The organism is Candidatus Binatia bacterium (assembly GCA_023150935.1).
Lineage (GTDB): Bacteria > Desulfobacterota > Binatia > HRBIN30 > HRBIN30 > JAKLJW01.
On sequence record JAKLJW010000022.1, the window covers coordinates 28,033 to 48,699 of the forward strand.

The following is a 20,667-nucleotide window of genomic DNA, read 5'->3' on the forward strand; positions in this document are numbered from 1 at the left end:
CCCGGACCCCCAAGGAGCCCCCCCAAATGTCCCTCGTCCTCTACGACAACCCTTTCAGTCCGTTTGCGCGCAAGGTCCGCCTCGTTCTCGCTTGCAAGGGCTTACGGGCGGAGTCGGTCGATGCACTGGCGTTGTTGGAGCACGACCGCTTGCGTGCGGTCAATGCGCGCGCCGAGGTGCCGGTTCTCGTCGATGGCGATCTCGTGGTGGTGAACTCCGCCGACATTGTCGCCTACCTCGAAGACCGCTGGCCGGACCCTCCCGTGTTCCCGTCGGCCCCGGCGGAGCGGGCTGCCGCACGCGCATGGGAGCGGCTGGCCGATACCGTTCTCGACGCGATCGTCCACGACATTTCCATCTGGGTGTGGCCGACGCACCGGCGGCCCGACGTTCCCCCCGACGGTCTGATCGATGCGGGACTGCGGGATATCGGCGTCATCCTGGGCCGGATCGAGCGGGCACTGGAGGGGCGGGAGTTCCTTTGCGGTGCGCTGTCGATAGCCGACCTGGCTCTGTTCCCGCATCTGTCGTCGCTCAAAGTGCTCGGGGTGGGAATCGATCCGCAGACCCATCCGGGTGTTGCGGCGTGGATCGGGCGGCTGCGGGCGCTGCCGGTAATCCGCGCCGACCTCGAAGCGGTCAAGCGCGCCGCGCAGGAGAAGTTCGGTAGCGGAGCCTCACCGTACGAGGGCAACAAGGTCGTCTGGCGCGGCGACCGGATCGAGTGGCTGTTCCATCACGGCTTCGTCGAGTGGTGGCTGGAAGAGCTGCGCGCCGGGCGGGCAATCGTTCCATCCGCCCTTTAGCCCGCATCCAAACGCCCAATTCCATCACCCCTAGGGGCCCCCAGGCCCTCGCGCCCCCCTCGACCGCGCTTGTCGAAACACCGCGTCGAACATCTTTTCGGTGAGCAATCCCGTCTGGGTGTTGCGCTGGCTCGGATGATAGGAGCCGATAAGCGTGACGTCGCCGAGGTCGTGGACGCAGCCGTGGTGGAAGTGTGGCCGCGGTTTGGGTACGGCGGCGCCCAGGGCGCGGCGCGCGACCAGGTAACGGTCGAAGGCGATCTTGCCGAGCGCGACGACGACGCAGACTCGGCGCAGGAGCCTCATCTCGCGCACCAGGTACGGCAGGCAGTTGTCGAACTCCTCCGGCGTAGGCTGGTTGGCAGGGGGGGCGCAGTGAGCAGCGGCGGTGATGTAGGTGTCGATGAGTCGCAGGCCGTCGGAGCGATCGACGGAGCGAGGTTGGTTGGCAAAGCCGAAGCGGTGCAGGGCGCGATAGAGCCAGTCGCCGCTGCGGTCCCCGGTGAAGATACGGCCGGTGCGGTTGCCGCCGTGGGCAGCCGGAGCAAGGCCAATGACAAGCAGGCGCGCTTCCGGGGTGCCGAAGCCGGGCACCGGGCGGCCCCAGTACGTCCACTCGCGATAGGCCGCGCGCCGCGTCCCGGCTATCCGTTCTCGGTACGCAACGAGCCGCGGACAGCGCCGGCAACGAGCGACGACATCGGCCAGCTTGTCCATGGGCCGCGACGGATCGGGTTGCGGGGTCATCCGATTGCCGGCCGAGCGGGCAGGACCCGGCGGCCTGACCGCGCCCCTGCGTGTCAGTGCGTCGTCACGGTGCCGCCTGCGGCGCTGCCGAGGACCTGGCTTACCGCTTCGAAGCCCGGTGTGAGGGAGGTTTCGAGGATCTCCGTCAGGAGTTGCTCGACGTCGGCGAGGTCCTCTGCCGACAGGGCGCTCATGTCTTGATGCATTCCGTGGAGCGCCCAGATGGCGGTGCGCAGCCGGCTGCACGCATCATCGATAAGACGCAGCGCTTCCTGCGCATCCAACGGCCTGTTGTCTTCGTGTTCGTCGGCCATCTGCCTCTCCTTGGTCGGGTACGAGACCCGCATTGCCAAGTCTGCACGCCCCCCACTGTCAGTGCAAGGGCGTTGGGGGCGTTCGCCAGGGCCGCGGCAAAGTCAGCGACGAGGGCGTATCGCGGCTCCGTTGGCGACTTCGCCGTCGCCCCGGGCCGTTCGCGGGTCACGTTTCGCCGAGGGTGTCCCAGTGAATGGTCCAAAATTTGGGCACGGGCGGCGCCAGCTCGAAATGCCCTCCGAAGCAGCCGAAAGAAGGCTGGTGGGAGAGGCGGTCGACAACCAAACGCAGATGTTCCTCGAGGGGGACGCCGGCGGGGACCGGGCCGACGTCGAGCCGGCGCCGGCCACCGCACTTGCAACAGCTAACGTCGACCAACACGGGTGCGGCGGGGCGGGCGCAACTGCTACCGGGACCTGGTTCCGCCGGAGCGTTCGCCGGTTGGTGTCGGCGTGGGCGTGCCGACGACACGGGCGTAAATGCCGCGGGACCTGACATGATCGAGAAGGGCTTCGCGGACGCGGTCGACCAGCCTCGGGTCGCTCTGGATGCGTTGCTCGAGGGCGCGGAAGTTCTCGATCGAGATATGGTACGGCTGAATTGCGTTCTCGATGGCCAGGTCATGGTCATCCTGCAACGCCGTGTAAACGCGAATGTACAGTTCGAGTTCGTCCGGGGGAACCTTGACCTCGTCGGCTTCTTCGATCTCCTGGGCGCGGCCGCGATCGGCGAGGTTCCAGATCACGATCGAGCCGAGGACGGCGACGACGACCACGGGGGCGATGGCGCGCCAGAGACGATGGCGGTGGGCGTGCATCACGGCCTGGTCGCCTGTGTCGTGCCGCGTTGGCGGGGCGTGCATGCGATGGACAACGGCATTTCCGCATGGTGGCCGCGGCATCACGGTGTGTCAAGGCTGGCGGGTCGAGGAGGGGAGGGGGGCGAAAAGCCGAAAGGGGCTCGGGTTGTCTGGACCGGGCCGCCTCGCTATCGACCGGTCGTATGGTACGCGTAACGTCGAAGGGGCGCGCAATGTCGAATCGTGGTGACCACCCGTCGCCGGCACCGGTGCGGACAACGATTACGCGGCTGGCGCGGGCCTATCCCGACGCGCGCCTGGCGCTCGATTACGAATCGCCGTTCGAGTTGCTGATTGCCTTGATCCTGGCGGCGCAGTGTACGGACGAGCGGGTCAATCAGGTGACCGGGCAGGTGCTGTTTAGGAAGTACCGGACGGCGGCCGACTACGTGCGCGTGCCGGCCGCGGAGCTGGAGCACGACATCCGCCCGACGGGTTTTTTCCGCGCCAAGACGCGGTCGATCCAGGGCTGTTGTCGGGACCTCGTCGAGCGTTTCGGCGGCCGGGTGCCCGACCGGATCGATGACCTGACCTCGCTTCCCGGCGTCGGCCGCAAGACGGCCAATATCGTCCTCGGCAACGCCTTCGGCAAACCGGCGATCGGCGTCGACACGCACGTCTTGCGGCTCGCGCAGCGGCTGGGTTTGACGCGACAGACCGATCCCGACAAGGTCGAGGCGGACTTGACGCCGCAAGTGCCGGCGAAGGATCGGACGCGGTTCTGCCATCTATTGCAGTTCCACGGACGGCGGGTGTGCGTGGCGCGCAAGCCGCGCTGCGCCGAGTGCGTGGTCGCCGATCTTTGTCCGTATCCGGAAAAGACGCCGCCGCCGGAGCCGCGGCGTCCCGCCTTTGGCGGGCCAGTGCGTCCCGCCCGCCAGGGGCGCGGGCGGGCCAGCCGTTGAATTACGATTTCCGCGGATGCGCGCACGGCGCGAAGAAATCTTCAGGCCATGGATCGGCTGTGCCCCGCCGTTCGTCCCGAGTAGCCGCCGTCTTCTCAGGCGGCGTATCGAGGGACGCGGGGGACCGCGACGGGCGCCCCTCGATACGGCCCCTGAACAACCGGGTCCTACTCGGGGCGAACGGGGAGTTGCGGACATTGGGTTGCGGGCGAAGCCCGCGCTGAGGAGTGGTGGAATTACCTTGCCCGTGCGGGAGGGATCGGCTATCTGCAACCCTACGATGGTGCGGGCGCAGCGCCGGTCGGCGCCGGGACGATGGAGCTGGCTGGTCGCGATCGGCCTGACGGCGATCATGACGGGTTGCGGGACGGTGTTCTGGTCGCCCACGCCCGCCGCTGTGGGTGTCGATGAAGCGATCACTTTGCGGGACGTACAGGTGGAGGCTGCGGGGGCCCACCGGGCGGTGCTGTTGCACCTGTCGCAGACCCCCAGTCAGGTGCGGTACGGCGACTCGCGCCGGCCGGCATCGATTACGATAGAAGCGTGGGGACCGCCGGGTAACTTCGATCTGCCCGAGCGGACGCTGCCGCAGGTAGACGATCTGGTGTCGCAGGTGAGAGTGTCGCGCGAGGAAGGTTGCCTGAAGGTTACGATCGACATGCAGGCGGACGAATTACCGCAGTACACCGTGCACGAAATGGCAGACTGGGTCATGATTCGCGTTCAGGGGGCGGGCCAGTAAGGGCCCGGCGCATAGCATGGGGCGTGGCGTATACCGAGCGGTGCGTGGCCTTTGGAGCCTCGGCCCGCGGGGTCAGCGATCGGTGCTGGCCGCATTGCTGCTGGTCTTGCCGGTTGCGGCGGCGGCCCAGGTGAGCAGTCAGGGACTCCGCCAGCGTTACGACAAGGCGACCAAGGGTGCGACGATCGACGAGTACGTGCGCGGCCTCGGCAGCGACGATGCGGACAAGCGGCTGCAGGCGGTTAAGTCCCTGGGGGCGAGCAAGGAACCCAAGGCGGTCGATCACCTGATCGGAGCGCTCGGGGATGCCGATACGCGGGTGCAGGCGAAGTCGATCGACTTGCTCGGCGAGTTGCGCTCTACCGACGCCACGCAAGTGCTCATCCAGCAACTGTTCCTGCGCACCACCGAGCCGATGATGAAGCAGCGCATCCTCGCGGCGCTGGGGAAGATCGGCGATGTGCGCGCCGCGCGCCCGATCATGGAGTTCCTGCAGCGCGATCTCGATGCGGCGACTCGCGGCACGGCGATTTACGCGCTTGGCGATATCGGGGCACCGGAGTCGGTGGCCACCCTGCGGACGATTGCGGCGCAGGACAACGATTCGACGCTGCGCCGGCTCGCTAACGAGGCGGTGCAGAAGGTTCAACATCAGCAGGATGCGGCGCGGCGGGAAGCCAAAGGTCCGTTGGAGACCTTCCTGCCGCAGGCGCCGCCGGAGCAACAATGACGCGGTGCCGGGAGGCCGGAGGGGTGCCACCTGTGAGGCCCTGTGGTGGAATTGGCAGACACGGCAGACTCAAAATCTGTTGCGGGCAACCGCGTGGGGGTTCAAGTCCCTCCAGGGCCATTCGGAAGAACAACCAATGAGCGTACGCGAGCCGACTACAATGGGTGAATATCTCGAACGAATCGACGCGGGGATCGATGTGTGCGACGGCCTGCGGGGTCTGGCGGACGTGGACGCCGAGGCGATCCCGGCGGCCACGCGGGCCGGAGAGGGCGATGCGGCGTTCGACCAGTACATGCGCTCGCTGTTCCTCTACCTCGAAGCCAAGTTCGAGTATTTCTGGTTCGAGAGCCCGGAGATCGCGGCCATGGTCCGGCAGGCGAGACCGTCCGTCGAGGAGTTCTCGGCCAACGACTTCGCCGATCTGGCGCGCGTCCTGCTGTACCTCATGCAGGGGTGTCGCTACGAACGGAAGGACGAAGCACCCGGCGATCTGGCGTGTACCGATCCCACACCCGTCACCGCCGGGTCGGATCGGGTGACGCCGGCGCTCACGGTCGCGCGTACGTTCCTGACGCATGACCGGTGCGGCCGGGCCCCGCTCGAGGAATTCCTCAGTGCCGCCTGTGCGCAAGGGGCCGTCGGATACTTCTTCACCACCGGCCGACTCGGCCAGGATGCGCTCGCCTACCTCGGTCAGCTTGCCGACGGCCCCTTCGCCGAACGCATGTACGTCGTCGACCCCGCCAAGCTGTTGCACCTGATCGAGATCTCGCACGATATCTGCGACGAGATAGACGAGCTTGGCCTGCTTGCGGCGCTGGAAGACCTCGATGCGGGCGAGGAGGAGTTCGCGTTCGCGGAGAGCGTCGAGGTCCTGCGCGGCGAAGCCCAGGAAATTCTCACGGCGCCGCCGAGCGGGGACGGGTGACGCGGGCTCATCGCGCCCGGTCGAAACTCAAGCCCACAGGTTCCCGGTATTCGGTGGCCCCGGCAGTGCCCATCCAGTGGCGATCGACGCGGCGGGGCACGAGTGAGGCCGCCGCGCGCCTGGTACTGACGGTGGTGTGGCTGGCGGTTGCCGCCGGCCTGGCGCCGGTCTCCGTTGGCGCGGCCACAACCGATCACCTGTACGGGACGTGTATGTTACCCGGCGGGGAGGGCTGGGCGGTGGGGGCTTTCGGCACCGTTCTGCACACCCGGGATGGGGGAGCTAACTGGCAGGCGCAGGTGTCGGGCGTGACCGAACCGCTGTTCGGCGTCGCCTGCGCCGATCGGTTGCACGGTTGGGCGGTCGGTCGCGGCGGCGTGACAATCGCCACTCGGGACGGCGGTAAGACCTGGCGCACGCAAACCTCCGGCACGACCAAGCACCTCTTCGCGGTTGTCGCGCTCGGGCCGCTGCTGGCCTGGGCGGTCGGAGACTGGGGGGCCGTCCTGACCACCGACGACGGCGGTATGACCTGGCAGGATCGTTCTCTCGACCGCGATGTCATTCTCAACGGCATGAGCTGGCCGGATCGCACGCACGGCTGGATCGTCGGCGAGGCGGGCGCCGTTTTCGCCACCGACGATGGCGGGGTGACGTGGCGTGAACGCCGGACCGGCGTCGACAAGACGCTCTTTGGCGTATGGTTCGAAACGCCGCAGCGCGGCTGGGTGGTTGGCATCGACGGGCTCATCCAGCGCACCGACGATGGCGGGGCGACCTGGGTGGTGCAGCACGGCGATGCCGCGGTGGCCGGACTGGAGCAGGTCGGTTTCGCACATACACTGGACAACCCGAGCCTGTACGACGTCGCGGTCGGCGACGGGTACGGTGTGGCCGTGGGCGATAACGGCAGCGTCTTCGTGAGCACCGACGGCGGCGCCCGCTGGCGGCGTTCCGCCGGTTTGCCCGCGGTCGGCTTGCGCTGGCTGCGCGGACTCGGCCTTGGCCATGGTGGGCGGGGCGTTCTGGTCGGGGCCAACGGCCTCGCGGCGGCCGTCGACGCGGCGCGGCTCGGCGGCCGCGAGGCGAGCGGGCATGCTCCCCAGGGCATGGATTGAGCGCTACCTCGCCTTCCTCCTGCGCAACCGCCTGACGGTCGCGCTTGGGATTGCCGCGGGAACGGCGTTCTTCGTCTGGTACGCGATCTTCCGGCTGGCGATCGTGCCGAACTTCCTGGATCTCCAGCCGCCCAACCACCCGTACATTCGCGTCTACCACAAGTACCGCGGCATGTTCGGCACTTCGAACCTGCTGGCCATCGCCGTCGAAGCGCGGCAGGGGACCATCTTCGACGACCCGGCTATCGTCGAGACGGTCGACCGCATTACGCTCGATCTGCTGCAGCAGGTGCCGGGGGTGAACCCCGAGCAGGTCATCTCGATCACGCACCCGAAGTTGAAGACAACCCTCACCTCGGGGTCGGGCATCAAGGTGGTGCCGCTGGTCTACCCGCGGCTGCCGCGCGACGCCGAGGATCTCGAGTTCCTGCGCAAGAAGATTTACACCACTGAAGGCGTACGCGGCCTCTTTGTCTCCCCGGACGACACCTCGACGCTGATCACCGCCGGCTTCTGGGAGGAGTACTTCGACCTGCCGGCCATGTGGCGCAAGATCGGGGAAATCAAGCAGCGCGAAGAAGCCGGCGGCAAGGTCCGCATCCACGTTACCGGCTTCCCGATCCTGTACGCGTACTTCATGGACACTTTGCCGACGATGGGCTGGGTGTTGGGGGCCACTGCCGCCGCGATCGTGCTGTTGCTCTGGTTCTACTTTCGGACCGTGCAGGGCGTGGCGATCCCCGTGTTCTCCGGACTGATGAGCGCGGTGTGGGGTCTCGGCTTCGCGGGTCTGTGCGGTTTCACGCTGAATCCTCTCGTCATCGTCGTCTTCGTACTGATTACGGCGCGCGCGCTGAGTCATTCCGTGCAGTCGATGGAGCGCTACCACGAAGAGTACTTCCTTTGCGGGGACAAGCGCGAGGCGATCTTGCGGTCGTACGTGAGTCTGTACAGCCCGGCGATGGTTTCGATCGCCGCCGACACGGCGGCGACACTGACCATCGCGGTCGCGACCATCCCGTTGATGCGCAAACTCGCCTTCGTGGCCGCCTTCTGGATCCTCTCGATCTTTCTGAGCGTGGTGACGCTGCACCCCATCATCCTGTCGTACGTTCGGCCGCCCCGGCGCGTGCCGCGGCCGGGGCGCTGGTCGGATGCGCTTTACACGGCAATCACGCGCCTGCTCGTTGCGCTCGGCGCCGGGCCGATGCGCTGGGCCGTGGTCGCTCTGTTTGCGGCCACGATGGTCTTCGGGCTGTACTACGGACATCAATTGAAGACCGGCGACACCGAGCCCGGCGCGGCGCTGCTGTACGCGGACCATCCTTACAACGTCGCCTTCCGGCGATTGAACGAGAAGTTCGTCGGCGTCGCCAGTCAACTGGTGATCATCGCGGAGGGCAAGAAGCCGGGCGCTATCCGCGATGCGCGCACGCTGCAACAGATCGATCGCTTCCAGCGCCACATGGAGCAAGGCGAGGGGGCGACCGGTTCGTTGACGGCCAATACGTTGCTCAAGAAGATCTTCCGCACTTTTCGCGAGGGCGATCCGAAATGGGAGATGCTGCCGGCCGATGCGGATCATATCGGCCAGTTGTTCTTCCTGCTGGCGTCCGGAACGGGCCGCGGCGAGATGGATCGTTTTTTCAGTCCCGACGCCACTAACGCGACGATCACGGTCTTTTACGACAGTTACGACAACAACGTCATCGGCAGCGCCATCGAGCGGGCACAGGCGTACATCGCGTCGCACGTCAGCCCCGACGACGACGTGCGCTACCGACTCGCCGGCGGGTTGCTCGGCATCCTTGCGGCGACCAACGAGGAAGTCGATTGGTCTTATCGGGTCAACGTGCCGTTGATCTTTCTTTCGGTCTTCCTGCTGAGCTGGCTCACGTACAGGTCGGTCATCGGCGCGTTGATCGTGCTGATTCCCTCGCTGGTGGCGCAGCCGCTTTCCGAGGCGGTGATGTTTCTCATGGGGATCGACTTCAATATCAATTCGCTCCCCGTGGCCGCCATCGGCATTGGCATCGGTATAGACTACGGGTATTACGTGCTCAGTCGCATAGTCGAGGAATACGAGAAGACCGGCGATTTCGAGGTGGCCAATCGGATCGCGCTTGCCACCACCGGCAAGGCGATCATCTTTACCGGGACGACGCTGGTGGTGAGTGTGATGTTCTGGCTCTTTCATCCGTTGAAGTTCGCCTCCGAGATGGCCTTTCTGCTGATGATGTTGATGATCTTCCACGCCGTCGGTGCGCTCGTCTTCATTCCCGCCCTGGTGTCGCTCTTGCGGCCTCGCTTTGCGGTGGAGCGGGCCGAGCGGCGCGTGCGCCTGGGGGCGGAAGTAAGCGCGGAAGGATGACGGTCCGGGGGGCGACGGTGAACGTCAGGTTGGTGCTGCTGCTGGTGGCTGCCGCCGTTGCCGGGGTCGGCGCCGCGCGCGCGGACGGCGGGCCGCCGACTGGCACCGACGGCCTTGCCCCGGGCACCGTGCTCGACCCCACGACCGCCGCCGCGGCCGGCGAACTCCTGCCGCCCGAGATCCTGCGCCACTACGAAAGCGGCCGGTACCGCAATCCCATCGTCGACTGGCCGCTCGGCGTGTTTCGCTGGGAACCGTCGTTTAAGGCCGCCACGGACGACAACCGGGGCCGCTACGACGTGGACGCCGCGGGAATGATCGTGGAGAAGGCCGGCGGCAAGCAGCCGCCTTTCGTCTATGGGCTGCCGTTCCCGTCGATCGATCCGCAGGATCGGACCGCCGCCATCAAGATTCTCTGGAACTACCAGTATCACTACTGGAGCGAAGGCAACAGCAACAACGTGACGGCGCTGAGCTGGGTCAACCCCGGCGGGCTCGACCGCGAAGCGGTGCAGGATGTCCGCTTCCTATACTACGACGGCCAGGACGCTGACCGCCGCGTGCCCAACCCGAACAACTTCTCGCAGCAGTTCGTTACCATGGCCCTGGCGCCGGCCGACCTCAACGGGACGGCCACGCTCACCTGGCGATACCGAGACGCCCACAAGCGAGACGCCGTCTGGGTCTACGTGCCCGCCTTGCGCCGGGTCCGGGCGGTCAGCCCCGCCAACCGCTCCGACGGCTTTCTCGGTTCGGACATGAGTCAGGACGACGGACCTTTCTTCGACGGCAAGCCGGAGGACTTCGTCTGGGCGCTGGCCGGGGAGGCGGACACGTTGCGATTGGTCGATCCGTGGAGCTTCAACGGGGGCGGGCCGGGATCGCAGAAGTGGCTGACGACGGGGGGGTGGCGCGCGGTCTGGCCCCGCATGCCGGTGGCCGGATTTCAGGACTCGCAATGGCGGGGCGTGGCGTGGGCTCCGTTGCCGGCCGGATTGGCGCGCCGGCGGTGTTGGATCGTCGAGGGGACGCCGCGGGACCGCTACTATCTTTACGGCCGGGTGCAGCTTTACATCGACAAGGAAACGTATCAGGGCGCCTGGAACCGCAAGTTCTCGTGGTCGGGCGAACTCCTGAACACCGTGCAGGTGGTGGTGTATCAGAAGCAACCCTTCGAACGGCCGGATGGGGTCAAGGACTGGATTTGGGATTCGAACTTTTCCTACCAGGCGGCGGAGAACCTGAAGCAGAATCGAGCCACGGTCGCCGGCCTGGTCCCCCGCGGGTCGGAGGTGCCGAACGACCGGCGGGTGACCTTCGAGCCGGGGCTCTTCGAGTCGCAGACCCTGCACCGGCTGGGCAAGTAGGAAAGCTGCGTACCCGGAGAGCGTGCGCGGAGCGCCCGCTCCACCACGCTCACGGTGGAACGCGCGCTCCGCGCGCGTTTGGCGGTGAGGCGACGGAGTAGCCGGAAAGCTTCTCGCTTCCGTGCGGGCGCGGCTCGGTGGTCAGTTCCAGGATCGATACGGCCGCATTTCCGCGGAGGTCCCTGGGGAGGGCGCGCAGATCCTTCACGACGCTTCTGCTAATCTGCAGCGTCCACGCGGGCAAGCAGATCCTCGAGTGACGCAATGGCGATCCGGGGCTCCGACTTCCGCTCCTCGATCAGTTGCAGGTCCTCCAGTTCCTCGAGTCGCTCAACCAGGGCGCGAAACTCGTCAATGGGCAGAACAACCGCCGTCTTGTGCCCTTCCGAATCGATCAAGAACTGGGCGTTCATATGACCCCTCCGCCGGTACCTCCTGCCTAACGGCAAATGCCGTGGACGGCAAGCGCAGTACGCGATTTGGGGGTCGCACCAGTGCCCGGTCACCTGCGCCCGCAGATGGGACTCGCGGCCGAGGTTGGGCACTGCCGACCGAGCGAAGAGCCAACGCGCCGCGTCGCGATTGACGGCGTGCGGATGAGCGACGATCAGGTCCGCGACGGCGGGCCTCGGCGAAAAAGGTCGCCAGGTGTTCGTGCGCCAGCCGGTGCAACACGGTGCCCTCGGGATGGCGGCGGGTATACGCGCATTGGCCACGCCCCGGCCCCACGCCGCACTCACATCCGGCCCGCAACGATTGCTAAACACTCTGGTTCATAAATTCGCCAACGTATTCTACATGACGCGACCCGCTCACCCTTATGCTACCAGCTCACCCTTTCTACAGGTTGCGACCCGCTCACCCTAAGCCTGTCGAAGGGTGAGCCTGTCGATAGGGTGAGCTAACCGGTCGACATGGCCATCGCTCCCGCGTCGGTGTAGAAGAAGCGCAAGATGTCGTTCTGGGTTTATCTCCTACGATGTGCCGATGGTTCATTCCAGGTTGGGCATACCGATAACCTCGAGCAACGAATGGAACAGCACGCTTCGACAGGCTCAGGGTGAGCGGGTGCGGATGCGTTGCCATACTTCTGCCGACGAGTACGTAAGATGAACGTTTCGGACGATCTCCGCGCTAACCTGCAGGGCAGCTTCGGCACTATCCTCGCCGACCCCCCGTGGCGGTTTGAAAACCGCACTGGGAAGATGGCCCCCGAACACCGCCGACTGCGCCGCTACGAGACGATGAGTATCCAGGACATCAAGGCGCTACCTGTGTCGGAACTCGCCGCACCTCGCTCCCACCTGTACCTCTGGACACCCAACGCACTCCTTCAATGGGGGCTGGATACGATGAGTGCGTGGGGGTTCACGTACAAGGGCAATCTGGTTTGGTACAAGGTGCGCTACGATGGAGGCCCTGACGGTCGCGGCGTCGGGTTCTACTTCCGGAACGTAACCGAACTGGTGCTCTTCGGCGTGCGCGGCAATCTCCGCACGAAAGCGCCGGGGCGCCGTCAAGTGAACCTGTTTGCTTCCCGTAAGCGTGAGCACTCGTGCAAACCGGACCAACTATACGATATCATCGAAGACTGCTCCCCCGGTCCTTTCCTCGAACTGTTCGCTCGTCACTGCCGCGACGGCTGGGAGCAGTGGGGCGACGAACTCGAACAAGCACCCCATCGGCACCTGCCCATTCCGCGTCGCCGTACCGGCGCGTCAGTTCCAAGCGTCGGCCCGGCACCGGTTACCCCCCGACTGAGGTTTCGTCAGGTGTCCCGCAAGTGCTTGTTGCAGTTCCCTTCGGGGGTCGACCTGTAGTTCGGCGTGAACCAATCGGGGTCGGAATCGGGATCGGGATCGGAATCGAGGACGACCCGAGCTTCGGCCACGAGCGACTCTGGGTACGCCGGGCAACGGATCGATTCCGATACCGATTCCGATACCGACCCCGAGGGGAACTCGCCGCCAGGGAAATGCCGAACAAGACGCTCCACCAGACCGGCGCCACGCGGCCAGGCTGGCCGCGTTCCGGTCCGGTGCCGGCTGGTGAACGGGAGCGTTCGGCAGGTGACCCAGACCGTGCTACGAGGCACCGCGTCGGCGACCCGGTGCATGGCCTTCACGATCATCTACTCGCCAGAAGCAGTTGAGCACCTTGCGGTGCTCCCGAAAGCCACGCAGGTACTCGTGGTCGACCAAGTAGAAGAGCACCTCACGCACGAACCGGCGCTGCCGACCCGGAGGCGCAAGCTTCTTCGCCCTAATCCGATCGCTCCGTGGGAACTTCGATTGGGTGATATCCGGGTCTTTTACGCTATCGAGGAAGGGCCGGAATCCCTTGTCAAGATTGCAGCGGTCGGCATCAAGCACCATAATGAGTTGTGGATCGGCAGGGAGAAGATCGACTTATGAAAGCCATCGAGTTGTCCGACGTCTCAGCCTTAGCCCCCTACTTGGGACGCGGCGCGGATGAACCGCTGCTCCTCACCGATCACGGGCATGTCGTCGCCACCATCGTACCGGCCGACGAGCAGGACGCTGAGAGCATGCTGCTCAGCATCAATCCGAAGTTCCAAGCCATCCTGGAACGATCACGGAAACGCCTGGAGACGGAAGGAGGTATCTCGACCGACGAGGTACGAGAACGCCTCGGGCTACCGTCAAAGCGCGGCCGAACAAAGCGCTCCACCCGCCCGCGGCCGCGGAGCCGTTCCGGGAAGACCGCGGCGTCGCGTTCTGGCCGCAGCGGCTGAGCAACGGATCGATTCCGATACCGACCCCGAGGGGAACTCGCTGCCCGGGAATTGCGGAACAAGACGCTCCACCCGGGGGCGCGCGGTAACGAGCGCGCCCCCGGCGACGTCGCCTCAGGTCTCGTCCCAGCCGGTTATTTCGAGATGCTGCCGGTTGTCGTCCGGTGCGGCCAGTGCGCAGGATACGCAGAAGGCGAGCCCGCCGTCGAAACAGCCGGAATCGCTCGTCGTCCCGCAACTGGTGCACCGGATACTTGCCTGCTCAACCGTGCGCCGCAGTATCCACCTATGCCCCGCCGTCAGCACCTGAACTCGACCGGCCGTGCGTACACGGTCCATCACGTGCGAGATCAGGTCCTGCCAATCCTCCGCACTTCGGGCGGGGAGGAAGGCGCCCCCGCCGGGATACGATACGTGCGCGACTCCGTGGACCATGCCTGCCATTGGTCACCTCATGTCGGAAGACGTGGGGTTTGCCCCAGCAAGAGCAATGCCCTGCGGGTGACGAGGCAAAACCAACGGCAACGCGCCTGCAAACTGGCAGGTAATCCCCATCATATGGTGTGCGTACCGGTAGTTCGATGACGGAGCGTTACGTGGCATGACGGTGGTTTGGGGAGGGCCTGGGGTCCTGGGGTCTTGAGGTCCTGGGGTCTTGAGGTCCTGGGGGTATCGAGGCTTTGGGGGGGAAGTTGGTCTTCGCCTGGTCATCTTATGGGGGAGACGGTCCCGACACCGTTTGGGCCGAGGAGGGCTCGGCGCAGCCGAGGCCGTCTCGAAGCCCGTGCCCCCCCCAAGACCCCAAGACCCCAAGACCCCCAGACCTCAAGACCCCAAGACCCCAGGACCCCAGGACGCCCCCAGGCCCACCGCTACATTCCCCCCGCTGAGCACCACTCCCACTCTGGTCAGGCCGGGGAGCGCTCGGAACGCCGGTGTGCACACCGCCGCAAACGCGACGGCGGCGCTGGGTTCGATCAGCAGCTTGGCGCGTTCCCAACACAGGCGCAGGGCGGTCAGGATCGCCGCTTCCGAGACCGTGACGACCGCCTCGACACGGTCGCGAACGATCGGCCAGGTCAACTCGCCGAGGCCGGTCAACAGGCCGTCGGCAACAGTGTGTGGCGCGACTTGTGGTAGGCGGCGTCCGACGGCCATCGAACGTGCGGCGTCGTCGGCGCCCGCAGGTTCCGCCGCAAACACCCGAATGCGCGGATGGTCGCCGGCCGCGATGCAGATACCCGAGACCAGCCCCCCGCCGCCGATCGGGGCGACGATGGCATCGAGGTCGTCGACCTGTTCGATCAGTTCGACGGCCGTGGTGCCCTGCCCGGCGATAACCCGGGCATCGTCGTAGGGGGCGATGAACGTGCCCCCGGTCTCGGCGAGCACGGCGGCGGCGGTGGCTTCGCGCGCGGACAGCGTCGGCTCGCAGACGACTACCCTCCCGCCGTACTCCTCGACCGCGCGCCGCTTCACGGCGGCGGCGTTGCTCGGCATGACGATGTGTGCGGGGATGCCGCGCAAGCGAGCGGCAAGCGCCAGAGCCTGGGCGTGATTTCCCGAGCTGTGCGTGACCACCCCGCGTGCGGCGTCGGCGTCGGAAAGCTGTTGCAGCGCGTTGCACGCGCCGCGGAACTTGAAGGCCCCGGTTTTCTGCAGGTGCTCGCACTTGAAGAAAAGACGGCGGCCCGCGAGGCGATCGAGCGTGGCGCAGGTGGCGACCGGCGTGCGATGCGCAAACGGGGCGATGCGCAGCGCCGCGGCGCGCACGTCCTCGATCGAGACGGCATACGTCGACACCCGGTGTCGATAGCATCCGCCGTGGCCGCGACGCTACTGTCTCAGCCGTTCCCGACCGCGCTCGTCGCGCGGTCGGCCCGGCGCCAGGAGCGCGGCCCCCGGGGTTGACGCGCCGGCCCCCGCGGTCGAAACGAGTGCGCTATGATCGGGCTTCTCGTGGTGTAGAGTCCCGATGGGAGGCGATTCGATGGCGTGTGGATGGAAGCGATTGCCGTTGCGCAGGGAGAGGGGATGGCCGCGGTGGTTCCTGGTCGCCGCGGTGGCGGCCGGCTGTGCGGCCGGTGGGACCGGGGAGATCGCGGCTGGCGGGACGGCGAAGGTTACGGTGCCGGCAGGACGCGAGTTTGTCGTCTCGCGCGATTCGAGTCCCAGCACCGGATACAAGTGGCGCCTTGCCGCGCCGCTCGATGCCCGGGTAATTGAGCTGGTGCGCGACGAGTACCAGCCCGGTCCCGAGTCCCGCCTCGGGGCTCCGGGTGTGCAGCTATGGACCTTCAAAGCGGTCGGTCCCGGTACGGCGACGCTGATCCTCGAATACGCCCGTCCCTGGGAAACGGGCGTCGCGCCGGCCCGCCGTGACGAAGTCACCGTGACCGTCGAGTCCCGCTAACCGCTGACCGGCTTGGCCCTGTCCTTGCTCGCGCGTACCAGTGCGTTCAGGTCGAAGCGCATCAGCTCGCCGATGCGTTCGATGGCGATATCGGCCGGGGGCAGATCGCGCAGGGCGGCGACGTCGTGGGCATACGAACCCTGGCGCGGGAAGACGGTGGTCACTCGCTTGCCCCACGCCGCCTTGACGGCAGTGAGGATGCGCAGCTTGTCGTCTACCAGCACGTAGTGGTCGGCGGGATAGCGCCGCTCGACGTCCGCCAGTTCGTTTTCCTTGTGCACGTAAAGCAGCACGTGGCCGTCGACGACGTCGTACAGGCCCGATCGCTCGATCTTGTGGGGCTGGAATACGACGTCTCCGTCGGTCAGGATCACCGTTGGTGCCTGCCGCTTGCACCACTCCACCACGTCGAGGGATTCCGGCAACAGGCGCACCGCGAACGGGTAGTCGATCAGAAACGACGACACGGCGAGCAGGTGCGGGTCGTGTGGGTGGGCGAGGCGAAAGCGCTGGAGCGCGCCCAGATAATCGGTATAGCCGAGACTCGCGCGCAGCTCTTCGAAATAGGTCCAGTACTCGGCCTGGAACTCCGCCCCGACGGTGCGTTCGAGGTGCCGGCGCAGGTCGCCGATGACCCGGTCGTTGTCGAGCAGCGTGTTGTCGACGTCGAGGAGAAAGACGAGGGAGGTGCGCACCGCGCCAGCCGGCTCCATCGGCATGACCGCCCCGCTCACTCGAAAGGACCGAACGGACCCCAGTACGCGTAAGGCAGGTCGTAGTCGGTCTCGGCGTCGGCATCGAGCAGATGGGCGCGCCGTTCCGTATCGGCCAGCTCTTGTTGCCCCTTGAGCTTCTGATAGCGCGCATAGTCCTCGGCGTTGCCGACGTAGAGGCACTTGCAGACCTCCGGATCGGCGAAGCCGTAGTACAGCTTGCCGTTCCTGCGATGGGGAACGAGGCGCATGGCCGGAAGCTGTTGCAGATGCTCGAGTTTCTCCGGGGTGTCGGCCACCGCCATATCGAAGCCGGCGGCGGCCAGCAGTGGCTCGATGGCCTGGGCCTGCTGCTGGGGGCTCGGTCCGAGCAGCGAGCACGCTCCGAGGAGCAGTCCTCCGGCCGCCAGGGCGCCTGCGGCGCGGGGCACTTTCATCGTCGGTTTTCCTCCCTGCCCGGCGCGCGGGCCGGCTTGACAACCCGCCCGGTGCGATAGATACGGCCGCCCATGCACGCACGAATGACCGCCGTTCTGACGGCGATTGCCCTCGTTGGCCTCGCGATCGGATGCGCCCCGTCGCGCTTGACGCCGGCGCAGCGCGCCGAACGCATGGACTCGCTGCTGGCCGCCGCGGGCTTTCGTCCCCTGGCGGCAGACACTCCGGAGAAAGTTGCGCACCTGGCGCAGTTGCCGCCGCTCGAACTCCGTAAGGTCGTGAAGGACGGCGTCGAGCAGTACTGGTTCGCCGACCCGTACCTGTGCAAGTGCATGTATGTCGGCGACGCGCAGGCGCGGCGCGACCTGAAGAACCTGTTTGCGGACGACGCCATTTCCGGGGACACGATCCGGAGCGAGGAGTACACCGGCATGATGGCGGACGATCTATCGCCGGAAAACGAGATGGATCCGCTGACCGACCCCTTCGGTCCGTTTGCCTTCTGACCGGGCCGTCCGGCCTGGCGCGATGCCGCCGCCGGCGCGATCGTGACCATGGGCAACACCGGCGGGAAGCTATCGGAGGCTTGTCGGGGAGTCAATTTCGCGCCGCGGCGCCGGCGGGCTCGGGCCCGTAACGCGACGATCGTTCGACCTCCGAACTCGTCGATTCCGCGGCCTCTGAACTCTCCGACCTGGCGACTTTCTCGGCTCACCGGTCTTTCCGCCGGGCGCGCGCGCTTTCCTTTTTTCGCGGCATCGTTTACCAGAACTGACGGCGCCGCTTGAAGTGACGGGCGCGGGAGGTTGACATGACGACGACGACCGACAATCGGGCGGAGGGGGCGTGGTATCCGCGTGTCCTCGGCGCGGTGGCGCTGGCGCTCCTGCTGATGAACCTCATCGACCTGCTGATCACGCCGCGGGCCAGCGCGGAGCAGTTACTGTTCGGGACGATGTTCTTCGGGCCCGCGGCGCAGGCGGCCACCGTCGTGCACATTCTCTTTTTCGCGTGGTTGAGCTGGGGCTGCTTTACGCGCCGGCCGATCATGGTGTGGGTGACGATCGGGTACTGCGTTTACCTTGCCCTGTCGATGTGGGTGTGGACGGCACGTTACGGTAACCAGTTTGCGGAAGCTCCGCTCGGGGCGCTCTTGATCAACGCGGTCGTGACCCTCTGTCTGCTGGCGGTGTGCCGCGCCACCTTTACCCGCCGGCAGAGCTTCGTTCGCTGATCGAAGCCATGCGCCGCGAGGATATGCTCGGCAACCTCGACGGCCGCACGTGGGATGTCGTCGTCGTCGGCGGCGGCGCGAGCGGCCTCGGGATCGCGGTGGATGCGCAGACGCGGGGCTATCGTACGCTGTTGCTCGAGCAGTACGACTTCGCCAAGGCCACCTCGAGTCGCAGCACCAAGCTCGTGCACGGTGGCGTGCGCTACCTTAAACAGGGCAACGTCGCGCTGGTTCTCGAAGCGCTGCGCGAACGCGGTCTGCTCTGCCGCAACGCTCCCCATCTGGTTTTCGATCTGGCCTTCGTGGTGCCGCGCTATCGCTGGTGGGAGGGGCCTTTCTACGGCATCGGGTTGAAGCTCTACGATCGGCTCGCCGGCAAGCTGAACCTGGCGCCGTCGCGGTTATTGGACAGGCGCGAGACGTTGCGCCGCATCCCCAATGTCGAGCGCGAGAATCTGATCGGCGGGGCCGTGTACTACGACGCGCAGTTCGACGACGCCCGTCTCGCGCTGGCGCTGGCGCAGACCGCGACCGACCATGGCGCCACGGCGCTCAACTACGTGCGGGTGGCCGGTCTCCTTAAGACGGAGGGGGCGGTGGCGGGCGTCGTCGCGGTCGACGAAGAGACGGGTCGCGACTACCGGGTGCCGGCGCGCGTGGTGGTCAACGCCACGGGCATCTTCGCCGACGGCGTGCGTCTGATGGACGATCCCACTCTCGACCCCATTCTGACGCCCAGCCAGGGGGTGCATCTCGTTCTCGATCGCAGCTTTCAACCCAGCGACACGGCGATCATGGTACCGCGTACCGACGACGGCCGGGTGCTGTTCGTGATTCCCTGGCACGATCGAGTTCTGGTGGGCACGACGGATACGCCGGTGCCGCGCCCCGAGATCGAGCCGCGCGCCCTGCCGGAGGAGATCGCGTTCATCCTGCGCAACGCCGCGCGCTATCTGGCTCGCGACCCGACCGCGGCCGATGTGTTGAGCGTATTTGCGGGGCAGCGTCCGCTGGTCCAGGCCGACGGCGCCAACGCGCCGACGAAGTCGATCTCGCGAGAGCACGCCGTGCTGGTATCGAACTCCGGACTGGTGACCATCGTCGGCGGCAAGTGGACGACATACCGCAAGATGGCGGAGGACACGGTCAACGACGCGGCCTCGGTGGGCGGCCTGCCCGAGCGACCCTGCATCACCGAGACGCTGCGCCTGCACGGTTGGATGCGGCGCGAGGACGCGGCCTTCCCGCCCGCGGCGCATCTCAGCGGTTACGGTACGGACGCCGCGGCCCTTGCCGCGTTCCTGGACGCCGACCCGGCGCGCCGCGCGCCGCTGCACCCGCGGCTGCCGTATGTTGCCGGACAGGTGGCGTGGGCCGTGCATCGCGAGATGGCACGGACCGTCGAGGATGTGCTGGCGCGGCGCACCCGCGCGCTCCTGCTCGATGCGCGCGCCGCGATGGAGGCCGCGCCCACGGTTGCCCGCCTGATGGCCGCCCAACTCGGCCGCGGTGCCGAATGGGAAAGCGAACAGGTCGCCGCCTACACCCGTCTGGCGGAAGGCTACCTCCCGATACAGCCGCGTGCCTGAGCACCCGCTCGCGCGACGTTGCCACGCCTCCGCACCCCGACCCGACATGCCGAACGCGCTTGCCAGTGCCGTCCTGCTCGTAACGCTCGCGGGTGCCGCGACCCCTGCGCCGCCGGCACTCGAGCCGGCCGGATCGCCGGCTGCGAACGCGGCGCTCGATTTGTGCGAGGACACCCCGGAGCGGCCGGCGGCGGAGTACCGCGAGCGGTTGGAACGCGGCGTGCGTCTGGCGGAGGAGGCGATCGCAGCCGACGACCGCGACGCCAAGGCCCACTTCGCGTTATTCTGCAATCTCGCCAAGCTCACCCACGTCCGCGGCTTGCGTCCCGAGGCGCTGATGGCGGTGTTCCGGTTGCACCGCGAGATCGACCGCACGCTCGAACTCGCCCCCGACTACGCCGACGCGCTGACCGCCAAGGGAGCGTTCGTACTGAACCTGCCGCGCCTGCTCGGCGGCGACCCGCGCGCGGCGGAACGGCTGCTGCGTCGCGCTCTGGAACTCGATCCGGGCAACGCCACCGCGCGGCGCTTCCACGGCGACGCCCTGGCCGCGATGGGCGTAACCCCGCGGCCCGCGAGCGAGGGCGGCACAAATTTGCTTGACTGAACGAATCATTCAGTTCTAAAAGGCGGC

The 20,667-nt window shown here is 66.8% G+C and carries 25 protein-coding genes and 1 tRNA gene; 18 read left to right on the forward strand and 8 right to left on the reverse strand.

What is annotated here, in order from left to right:
• Nucleotides 1-26: 26 nt before the first annotated feature.
• On the forward strand, nucleotides 27-806 hold the full coding sequence (locus L6Q96_13805) for a glutathione S-transferase family protein (GenBank protein MCK6555634.1): 780 nt from the start codon (nucleotides 27-29) through the stop codon (nucleotides 804-806).
• 30 nt (nucleotides 807-836) lie between these two features.
• Here the strand turns inward: L6Q96_13805 and L6Q96_13810 are convergent, their stop codons facing one another.
• From L6Q96_13810 to L6Q96_13820, 3 genes are all read right to left on the reverse strand, one after another.
• The gene (locus L6Q96_13810) at nucleotides 837-1,523 is read right to left on the reverse strand and encodes a uracil-DNA glycosylase (protein ID MCK6555635.1); all 687 of its coding nucleotides are present in this window, start codon (nucleotides 1,521-1,523) and stop codon (nucleotides 837-839) included.
• A gap of 83 nt (nucleotides 1,524-1,606) precedes the next feature.
• A complete protein-coding gene (locus L6Q96_13815) occupies nucleotides 1,607-1,867 on the reverse strand; it encodes a hypothetical protein (protein MCK6555636.1) in 261 nt (86 codons plus the stop codon).
• 407 nt (nucleotides 1,868-2,274) lie between these two features.
• Nucleotides 2,275-2,685 carry a hypothetical protein gene (locus tag L6Q96_13820; protein ID MCK6555637.1) on the reverse strand — a complete coding sequence of 137 codons (411 nt, stop codon included), beginning with the start codon at nucleotides 2,683-2,685 and terminating at the stop codon, nucleotides 2,275-2,277.
• Between the two features lie 215 nt (nucleotides 2,686-2,900).
• Here L6Q96_13820 and nth point away from each other — a divergent pair, with 215 nt between their 5' ends.
• From nth to L6Q96_13860, 8 genes are all read left to right on the forward strand, one after another.
• Entirely contained in the window at nucleotides 2,901-3,632 is a 732-nt protein-coding gene (gene nth, locus L6Q96_13825; GenBank protein MCK6555638.1) for an endonuclease III, read from the forward strand.
• A 241-nt stretch (nucleotides 3,633-3,873) separates the two neighbouring features.
• A complete protein-coding gene (locus L6Q96_13830) occupies nucleotides 3,874-4,374 on the forward strand; it encodes a hypothetical protein (GenBank protein MCK6555639.1) in 501 nt (166 codons plus the stop codon).
• 82 nt (nucleotides 4,375-4,456) lie between these two features.
• On the forward strand, nucleotides 4,457-5,104 hold the full coding sequence (locus tag L6Q96_13835; protein MCK6555640.1) for a HEAT repeat domain-containing protein: 648 nt from the start codon (nucleotides 4,457-4,459) through the stop codon (nucleotides 5,102-5,104).
• Between the two features lie 36 nt (nucleotides 5,105-5,140).
• Nucleotides 5,141-5,224: transfer RNA gene (locus L6Q96_13840), tRNA-Leu, on the forward strand.
• A 16-nt stretch (nucleotides 5,225-5,240) separates the two neighbouring features.
• Entirely contained in the window at nucleotides 5,241-6,035 is a 795-nt protein-coding gene (locus L6Q96_13845) for a hypothetical protein (protein ID MCK6555641.1), read from the forward strand.
• A gap of 53 nt (nucleotides 6,036-6,088) precedes the next feature.
• Nucleotides 6,089-7,153 (forward strand): YCF48-related protein, encoded by a 1,065-nt coding sequence (locus tag L6Q96_13850; protein MCK6555642.1) that lies wholly within the window; start codon nucleotides 6,089-6,091, stop codon nucleotides 7,151-7,153.
• Nucleotides 7,131-9,524 (forward strand): MMPL family transporter, encoded by a 2,394-nt coding sequence (locus L6Q96_13855; protein ID MCK6555643.1) that lies wholly within the window; start codon nucleotides 7,131-7,133, stop codon nucleotides 9,522-9,524. Before L6Q96_13850 ends, L6Q96_13855 begins: the two co-directional genes overlap by 23 nt.
• Nucleotides 9,521-10,891, forward strand: coding sequence for an outer membrane lipoprotein-sorting protein (locus L6Q96_13860; protein ID MCK6555644.1), 1,371 nt, complete (start codon nucleotides 9,521-9,523; stop codon nucleotides 10,889-10,891). Before L6Q96_13855 ends, L6Q96_13860 begins: the two co-directional genes overlap by 4 nt.
• 218 nt (nucleotides 10,892-11,109) lie before the next feature.
• Here L6Q96_13860 and L6Q96_13865 read toward each other — a convergent pair whose 3' ends face one another.
• Nucleotides 11,110-11,304 (reverse strand): hypothetical protein, encoded by a 195-nt coding sequence (locus L6Q96_13865; GenBank protein ID MCK6555645.1) that lies wholly within the window; start codon nucleotides 11,302-11,304, stop codon nucleotides 11,110-11,112.
• A 540-nt stretch (nucleotides 11,305-11,844) separates the two neighbouring features.
• On the opposite strand from L6Q96_13865, the gene L6Q96_13870 reads away from it, so the two are divergent.
• The 4 genes from L6Q96_13870 (at nucleotide 11,845) to L6Q96_13885 (ending at nucleotide 13,646) form a co-directional block, all read left to right on the forward strand.
• The gene (locus L6Q96_13870; GenBank protein MCK6555646.1) at nucleotides 11,845-11,955 is read left to right on the forward strand and encodes a GIY-YIG nuclease family protein; all 111 of its coding nucleotides are present in this window, start codon (nucleotides 11,845-11,847) and stop codon (nucleotides 11,953-11,955) included.
• Nucleotides 11,956-12,000: 45 nt separating this feature from the next.
• Nucleotides 12,001-12,711, forward strand: a complete 711-nt coding sequence (locus L6Q96_13875) for an MT-A70 family methyltransferase (protein MCK6555647.1) — start codon at nucleotides 12,001-12,003, stop codon at nucleotides 12,709-12,711.
• Nucleotides 12,712-13,005: 294 nt separating this feature from the next.
• Complete coding sequence (locus L6Q96_13880; protein MCK6555648.1) at nucleotides 13,006-13,305, forward strand: type II toxin-antitoxin system RelE/ParE family toxin; 300 nt, start codon at nucleotides 13,006-13,008, stop codon at nucleotides 13,303-13,305.
• On the forward strand, nucleotides 13,302-13,646 hold the full coding sequence (locus tag L6Q96_13885) for a hypothetical protein (protein MCK6555649.1): 345 nt from the start codon (nucleotides 13,302-13,304) through the stop codon (nucleotides 13,644-13,646). Before L6Q96_13880 ends, L6Q96_13885 begins: the two co-directional genes overlap by 4 nt.
• 114 nt (nucleotides 13,647-13,760) lie before the next feature.
• Here the strand turns inward: L6Q96_13885 and L6Q96_13890 are convergent, their stop codons facing one another.
• Nucleotides 13,761-14,090: a hypothetical protein gene (locus L6Q96_13890; protein MCK6555650.1), complete on the reverse strand. Its 330-nt coding sequence runs from the start codon at nucleotides 14,088-14,090 to the stop codon at nucleotides 13,761-13,763.
• A gap of 381 nt (nucleotides 14,091-14,471) precedes the next feature.
• The gene (locus tag L6Q96_13895) at nucleotides 14,472-15,449 is read right to left on the reverse strand and encodes a pyridoxal-phosphate dependent enzyme (GenBank protein MCK6555651.1); all 978 of its coding nucleotides are present in this window, start codon (nucleotides 15,447-15,449) and stop codon (nucleotides 14,472-14,474) included.
• Between the two features lie 187 nt (nucleotides 15,450-15,636).
• On the opposite strand from L6Q96_13895, the gene L6Q96_13900 reads away from it, so the two are divergent.
• Nucleotides 15,637-16,059 carry a protease inhibitor I42 family protein gene (locus L6Q96_13900; protein ID MCK6555652.1) on the forward strand — a complete coding sequence of 141 codons (423 nt, stop codon included), beginning with the start codon at nucleotides 15,637-15,639 and terminating at the stop codon, nucleotides 16,057-16,059.
• Here the strand turns inward: L6Q96_13900 and L6Q96_13905 are convergent.
• Both L6Q96_13905 and L6Q96_13910 read right to left on the reverse strand, forming a co-directional pair.
• On the reverse strand, nucleotides 16,056-16,778 hold the full coding sequence (locus tag L6Q96_13905; GenBank protein MCK6555653.1) for an HAD family hydrolase: 723 nt from the start codon (nucleotides 16,776-16,778) through the stop codon (nucleotides 16,056-16,058). The two genes, L6Q96_13900 and L6Q96_13905, sit on opposite strands and share 4 nt — an antisense overlap.
• Nucleotides 16,779-16,789: 11 nt before the next feature.
• On the reverse strand, nucleotides 16,790-17,209 hold the full coding sequence (locus L6Q96_13910) for a hypothetical protein (GenBank protein ID MCK6555654.1): 420 nt from the start codon (nucleotides 17,207-17,209) through the stop codon (nucleotides 16,790-16,792).
• Nucleotides 17,210-17,281: 72 nt separating this feature from the next.
• On the opposite strand from L6Q96_13910, the gene L6Q96_13915 reads away from it, so the two are divergent.
• From L6Q96_13915 to L6Q96_13930, 4 genes are all read left to right on the forward strand, one after another.
• Complete coding sequence (locus L6Q96_13915) at nucleotides 17,282-17,716, forward strand: hypothetical protein (GenBank protein ID MCK6555655.1); 435 nt, start codon at nucleotides 17,282-17,284, stop codon at nucleotides 17,714-17,716.
• Nucleotides 17,717-18,021: 305 nt separating this feature from the next.
• Nucleotides 18,022-18,444: a hypothetical protein gene (locus L6Q96_13920; GenBank protein ID MCK6555656.1), complete on the forward strand. Its 423-nt coding sequence runs from the start codon at nucleotides 18,022-18,024 to the stop codon at nucleotides 18,442-18,444.
• A gap of 8 nt (nucleotides 18,445-18,452) precedes the next feature.
• Nucleotides 18,453-20,033, forward strand: coding sequence for a glycerol-3-phosphate dehydrogenase/oxidase (locus tag L6Q96_13925; protein ID MCK6555657.1), 1,581 nt, complete (start codon nucleotides 18,453-18,455; stop codon nucleotides 20,031-20,033).
• A gap of 46 nt (nucleotides 20,034-20,079) precedes the next feature.
• Nucleotides 20,080-20,640, forward strand: coding sequence for a hypothetical protein (locus tag L6Q96_13930; protein MCK6555658.1), 561 nt, complete (start codon nucleotides 20,080-20,082; stop codon nucleotides 20,638-20,640).
• Nucleotides 20,641-20,667: the final 27 nt, after the last annotated feature.

What these genes read in the sequence shown, in the direction of transcription:
- L6Q96_13805 (MCK6555634.1), top strand. Translation starts at nt 27, where the DNA reads ATGTCCCTCGTCCTCTACGACAACCCTTTCAGTCCGTTTGCGCGCAAG.
- L6Q96_13810 (MCK6555635.1), bottom strand. Translation starts at nt 1,523, where the DNA reads ATGGACAAGCTGGCCGATGTCGTCGCTCGTTGCCGGCGCTGTCCGCGG.
- L6Q96_13815 (MCK6555636.1), bottom strand. Translation starts at nt 1,867, where the DNA reads ATGGCCGACGAACACGAAGACAACAGGCCGTTGGATGCGCAGGAAGCG.
- L6Q96_13820 (MCK6555637.1), bottom strand. Translation starts at nt 2,685, where the DNA reads ATGCACGCCCACCGCCATCGTCTCTGGCGCGCCATCGCCCCCGTGGTC.
- nth (MCK6555638.1), top strand. Translation starts at nt 2,901, where the DNA reads ATGTCGAATCGTGGTGACCACCCGTCGCCGGCACCGGTGCGGACAACG.
- L6Q96_13845 (MCK6555641.1), top strand. Translation starts at nt 5,241, where the DNA reads ATGAGCGTACGCGAGCCGACTACAATGGGTGAATATCTCGAACGAATC.
- L6Q96_13855 (MCK6555643.1), top strand. Translation starts at nt 7,131, where the DNA reads ATGCTCCCCAGGGCATGGATTGAGCGCTACCTCGCCTTCCTCCTGCGC.
- L6Q96_13860 (MCK6555644.1), top strand. Translation starts at nt 9,521, where the DNA reads ATGACGGTCCGGGGGGCGACGGTGAACGTCAGGTTGGTGCTGCTGCTG.
- L6Q96_13865 (MCK6555645.1), bottom strand. Translation starts at nt 11,304, where the DNA reads ATGAACGCCCAGTTCTTGATCGATTCGGAAGGGCACAAGACGGCGGTT.
- L6Q96_13870 (MCK6555646.1), top strand. Translation starts at nt 11,845, where the DNA reads ATGTCGTTCTGGGTTTATCTCCTACGATGTGCCGATGGTTCATTCCAG.
- L6Q96_13875 (MCK6555647.1), top strand. Translation starts at nt 12,001, where the DNA reads ATGAACGTTTCGGACGATCTCCGCGCTAACCTGCAGGGCAGCTTCGGC.
- L6Q96_13880 (MCK6555648.1), top strand. Translation starts at nt 13,006, where the DNA reads ATGGCCTTCACGATCATCTACTCGCCAGAAGCAGTTGAGCACCTTGCG.
- L6Q96_13885 (MCK6555649.1), top strand. Translation starts at nt 13,302, where the DNA reads ATGAAAGCCATCGAGTTGTCCGACGTCTCAGCCTTAGCCCCCTACTTG.
- L6Q96_13890 (MCK6555650.1), bottom strand. Translation starts at nt 14,090, where the DNA reads ATGGCAGGCATGGTCCACGGAGTCGCGCACGTATCGTATCCCGGCGGG.
- L6Q96_13900 (MCK6555652.1), top strand. Translation starts at nt 15,637, where the DNA reads ATGGCGTGTGGATGGAAGCGATTGCCGTTGCGCAGGGAGAGGGGATGG.
- L6Q96_13905 (MCK6555653.1), bottom strand. Translation starts at nt 16,778, where the DNA reads ATGCCGATGGAGCCGGCTGGCGCGGTGCGCACCTCCCTCGTCTTTCTC.
- L6Q96_13910 (MCK6555654.1), bottom strand. Translation starts at nt 17,209, where the DNA reads ATGAAAGTGCCCCGCGCCGCAGGCGCCCTGGCGGCCGGAGGACTGCTC.
- L6Q96_13915 (MCK6555655.1), top strand. Translation starts at nt 17,282, where the DNA reads ATGCACGCACGAATGACCGCCGTTCTGACGGCGATTGCCCTCGTTGGC.
- L6Q96_13920 (MCK6555656.1), top strand. Translation starts at nt 18,022, where the DNA reads ATGACGACGACGACCGACAATCGGGCGGAGGGGGCGTGGTATCCGCGT.
- L6Q96_13925 (MCK6555657.1), top strand. Translation starts at nt 18,453, where the DNA reads ATGCGCCGCGAGGATATGCTCGGCAACCTCGACGGCCGCACGTGGGAT.
- L6Q96_13930 (MCK6555658.1), top strand. Translation starts at nt 20,080, where the DNA reads ATGCCGAACGCGCTTGCCAGTGCCGTCCTGCTCGTAACGCTCGCGGGT.